This is a genomic window from Pseudovibrio sp. POLY-S9, from assembly GCF_001431305.1.
Classification (GTDB): Bacteria; Pseudomonadota; Alphaproteobacteria; order Rhizobiales; family Stappiaceae; genus Pseudovibrio.
In genome coordinates this window covers 1-4,019 of sequence record NZ_LCWX01000242.1, presented here as the reverse complement: position 1 = coordinate 4,019, position 4,019 = coordinate 1, and the positions used below count along the sequence as shown (strand labels likewise).

Genomic DNA, 4,019 nt, shown 5'->3' with positions numbered 1-4,019 from the left:
CGGGTCGATCGCAGCTGTTAGTGCCGGCGTTTTTCTCGTCATTCTTTATCTTCTTATGCGCTCCAAGGGCCGTGCCGTCGTAACAGGGCGGGAAGAAATGCTCAGCAGTAAAGCCGTGGTTTTGGACTGGAATGGAAGAGAGGGGCACGTCAGAGTTCATGGTGAAGTATGGCAAGCAACAAGTACAACGCCTTTAAGGCCGGGCCACACCGTCGAAGTATCGGCTATTGAGGGGTTAACCCTCACCGTCTCTCCCCTTAAAAGTGAGGACCAGTCATGAACGAACTGCTTAACTATTCCTGGACTTTGACTGTATTGATTCCGCTCTTGATTGTATTCTCGTCATTGAAAATTTTGCGGGAGTATGAGCGAGGTGTGATCTTCCTGCTAGGGCGTTTCTGGAAAGTGAAAGGTCCAGGTTTGATCATCGTTCTTCCGGGTATCATGCAGATGGTTCGGGTGGATTTGCGCACGCGCGTCTTGGACGTGCCTGAGCAGGACGTAATTTCGCGCGACAATGTCTCCGTTAAAGTCAATGCCGTCGTGTATTTTCGCGCCGTGGACGCTGAACGGGCGATTATACAGGTTGAGGATTTCCTCCAGGCGACGACCCAACTGGCCCAGACAACACTGCGCTCGGTTGCAGGTCAGCATGAGCTTGACGAAATGCTTGCATCGAGAGATCGGTTAAACGCTGATATTCAGCGTATTCTGGATGAACAGACGGAAACCTGGGGTATTAAAGTATCAAATGTGGAGTTGAAGCACATTGACCTTGATGACCGCATGATCCGGGCAATCGCAAAGCAGGCGGAAGCAGAGCGGCTACGCCGCGCCAAGGTCATCGACGCGCAGGGCGAACAGCAAGCGGCGGAAAAGTTTCTAGAAGCCGCCGGAATTCTCTCTCAGAACGATCAAGCTATGCAGCTGCGTTATCTGACAACCCTGCAGACAATCGCGAGCGATAGAAGTAATACGATTGTCTTTCCAATGCCAATGGAACTGATAGGCCGACCAATCGCAAAGAGTCCTGCCGAAGAGCAAAAATAAGGTAGTGTTTCTGAGTTATGCCGACAGGAATGTGTCTCTCAAGGGCTCTAATACAGTTGGTGGAAGGAGTTTCTAAAGCTGCGCTATTGCATCCTGATTTGACCCCGGAAGTAACTTTGGAATCCCTGATGGGTAAGGTGATGGCCTGGAATATGGAGACTACAGGCACCCCGATAGTCAAGGGTGGAGCAGGTCAGGTGGTCGCAGCATTTGAAAAATGTATTGCAGAGCGCAATGGGGAAATGCGAGAATATCCCTCGATCATTGATCGAGTTTAGAAGTACAGATGTTGTGGCCCCATATTGAGGACTGGATCAATAAGAAGTCTCGTTTCATAGATTGCGCAACACTTAACATAAGCCTTACTCAACCTCAACTAGAAGTGCTCTGATGACCGGTGTTGGCCCGCTCAGCAAGTTACTCTGTGGCCATAGCGGGCAATCACTCTAGATTTGATCAATTACAACCTCGAAGTATTTCTCTTTCTGATTGTCTGCGTGGCTAATAACCCATAGCCGGCATTCGCTGCAGGTGTGAAACCCAAAGGAGGCAACAGATCGACGTGGAAGCTTGGGCCAACTGCGGACATTCGGGCAACTCGATCAAGGGTTGAAATAGCATTATTGAAAGATGCCATGGATGCCTTCGATAGTTTAATTTGTTTCTCTCAGCCCGTTACTGCATACGAACGGCTCGCAACGAGTAGTTAGTCAGAGCGAAAGCTGTACGATGCTGTGGAGGCACGAATAAGCAGTTCTGTGTCCGCGCCAATTCGAGAACTCCTTCGTACCGGGCAAATACAACGGAAGGTCAAACCGTCACAGAATAGCGGCAAATTAGAGATCAAGCTGCCATCTGACTTTACGAAAAGGGGTGCGGGATTGATGCCTTTCTGGGGTTGGCCTTCAATATGGGTGCAACGTAGAACAGTCATTGCCGTGGCCTACGGATCGAAGAGGGCGGACGCCCATAGAGCTTGGAAAACGCCGTATTGAAACGTCTTACGCTCCCAAAGCCTGCCTTGAAGGCGATTTCTGTAATCGGCAACGTAGTTTCATCCAGAAGGCGCTTAGCCCGCCCAATACGTAGAGTCTGGGCCGTTTGAAGTGGCGATGCACCAACATGACTCGCGAACAACCGCGAAAGATGTCTTGCCCCAACACCCAGGCGCTCCGCCAGATCCTCCACGGTGCCAGTGTCCAAGGAACCATCCTCAATCAGCTTCAGGGCACGTTCAACGGTGGTTCGAGTACCGTTCCATGCGGCACAGAAAGGCGCGGTTTCCGGACGACACCGCAAGCAGGGGCGATATCCAGCTTGCTCCGCTGCCGCAGCGGTCGGATAATAGCTGACATTCTTGGTCAGGGGATGTTTCACCGGGCAGACCGGACGGCAATATATCTTCGTCGTGCGGACAGCAGTAAAGAACTTTCCGTCAAATGTAGGATCACGCTTCAATCGTGCTTCATTGCATATCTCAAAACTAAGCATGTCAGGAGTTTAGCGGACAGGACCGCATGACGCGAGGCCTCCCCGATGATGAGGTCCGGAAACGGCGAGTATTGAGGTCAGTAATTCTGTAGGTCTCTGGAAAACCATCAATTAGCGGACACTTGTTATGCGTATGACATTAAGGGATTGGACTTTGCTCTTTCTGCTTTCAATCCTCTGGGGCGGCTCATTCTTTTTCGTCGCCATCGCGGTTAAAGAATTGCCGCCGCTGACGGTAGTAGCGCTGCGCACTGGTATTGCAGCACTAGCACTGATCGTTATCCTTCGCCCACGCAACGAGGCATGGCCGTTCGCTAAAGGCGCTATTGCGGCGTTTTTCATTATGGGTCTGCTGAACAACCTGTTGCCGTTCAGCCTTTTGTTCTGGGCGCAGACCATGATCCCCAGCGGCCTTGCTTCGATCCTGAACGCCACAACGCCGATCTTCTCGATCATTGTGGCGCACTTCCTTCTAGCCGATGAACGCATGGCACCAAGCAAGGTCACTGGAATCCTGTTCGGCTTTCTGGGTGTTGTCGTCTTGCTTGGAGGCGATGTTCTGAATGGGGCCAGTGTTGCGGCTCTGGGACTGCTGGCCTGTATGGGCGCGGCGTTGGCTTATGGGTTCGCCGGGGTTTACGGGCGCAGATTCAAGGCAATGAACCTGACCGCTACACAGGTGGCGTTCGGCCAGCTCGCGGCAACCACGATCATGATGCTGCCGATTATCTCAGTGATCGACAGGCCGTGGACCTTGCCGATGCCAAGCCTTGCGGTGATTGGATCAATTCTGGCGCTCGCAATCGTTTCGACGGCTCTGGCCTACGTGATCTTTTTCCGCATCCTAGCATCCGCCGGAGCAGTGAATGTCGCACTCGTCACCCTTCTTGTTCCTGTCAGCGCAATCCTTTTGGGTAAGCTATTTCTTGGAGAAGAGTTGGCCATGCGCCACTATATCGGAATGGGTTTGATTAGCATTGGCCTGCTGGCCATTGACGGACGCATCTGTGACCAGCTGAGCGGCAAAGAAGAAGCTAGAACGCAAACGTAAGTGGTCATTCGCTTCTTGTAGCCGATAGTAGAAAAGTCCTGTAGAGCCGTCTTTTCCCCACCCTGCAGTGACAAGCTGAGTAAGGTGGATCTTAAGTTGAAGTCTTGCTCTGGCTGAAGTCGCCCAAAACGTTGATTGAATGTCAATTTTGATCACTCAGCAACATGCCTGTAATCGGGCCAACTGCTGCCGTTCGATTATTTCCATCATCGGTTGAACCAGTTCCACCAAGAAGCTTCTTCAGTAGCTCCTGTCAACGATCTGTAACTACTCAAACGGCCCATTTCGGAAATTTAACCATTCTTCAAATCCGTGCAAAGCGACCCGTCGTAGCTGATGGGGTGGATGGCTCCTGCTCCCACCAACGCCGTAATGCGTCATACTGCAGTTGTCATGGACAGCAAACGAATGGAGCCACCCCATGCAA

Annotated in this window: 4 protein-coding genes; 3 read left to right on the top strand and 1 reads right to left on the bottom strand. The window is 51.7% G+C overall.

Annotated features, from left to right (window positions below; all coding sequences use genetic code 11):
* Both PPL9_RS26965 and PPL9_RS26960 read left to right on the top strand, forming a co-directional pair.
* Nucleotides 1-280 (top strand): NfeD family protein (locus PPL9_RS26965; protein WP_280139085.1); only part of this gene is annotated, 280 nt, incomplete at its 5' end.
* Nucleotides 277-1,050, top strand: a complete 774-nt coding sequence (locus PPL9_RS26960; RefSeq protein WP_057465624.1) for a slipin family protein — start codon at nucleotides 277-279, stop codon at nucleotides 1,048-1,050. The genes PPL9_RS26965 and PPL9_RS26960, both read left to right, overlap by 4 nt.
* Nucleotides 1,051-1,980: 930 nt before the next feature.
* On the opposite strand, the gene PPL9_RS26950 is transcribed toward PPL9_RS26960, so the two are convergent.
* Nucleotides 1,981-2,541 carry an Ada metal-binding domain-containing protein gene (locus tag PPL9_RS26950; RefSeq protein WP_057465622.1) on the bottom strand — a complete coding sequence of 187 codons (561 nt, stop codon included), beginning with the start codon at nucleotides 2,539-2,541 and terminating at the stop codon, nucleotides 1,981-1,983.
* A gap of 133 nt (nucleotides 2,542-2,674) precedes the next feature.
* Here PPL9_RS26950 and PPL9_RS26945 point away from each other — a divergent pair, with 133 nt between their 5' ends.
* A complete protein-coding gene (locus PPL9_RS26945; protein ID WP_057465642.1) occupies nucleotides 2,675-3,592 on the top strand; it encodes a DMT family transporter in 918 nt (305 codons plus the stop codon).
* Nucleotides 3,593-4,019 lie beyond the last annotated feature (427 nt).

Bases quoted from the DNA above. Each gene is read 5' to 3' on its own strand.
- PPL9_RS26950 (WP_057465622.1), bottom strand. From the start codon at position 2,541: ATGCTTAGTTTTGAGATATGCAATGAAGCACGATTGAAGCGTGATCCT.
- PPL9_RS26960 (WP_057465624.1), top strand. From the start codon at position 277: ATGAACGAACTGCTTAACTATTCCTGGACTTTGACTGTATTGATTCCG.
- PPL9_RS26945 (WP_057465642.1), top strand. From the start codon at position 2,675: ATGACATTAAGGGATTGGACTTTGCTCTTTCTGCTTTCAATCCTCTGG.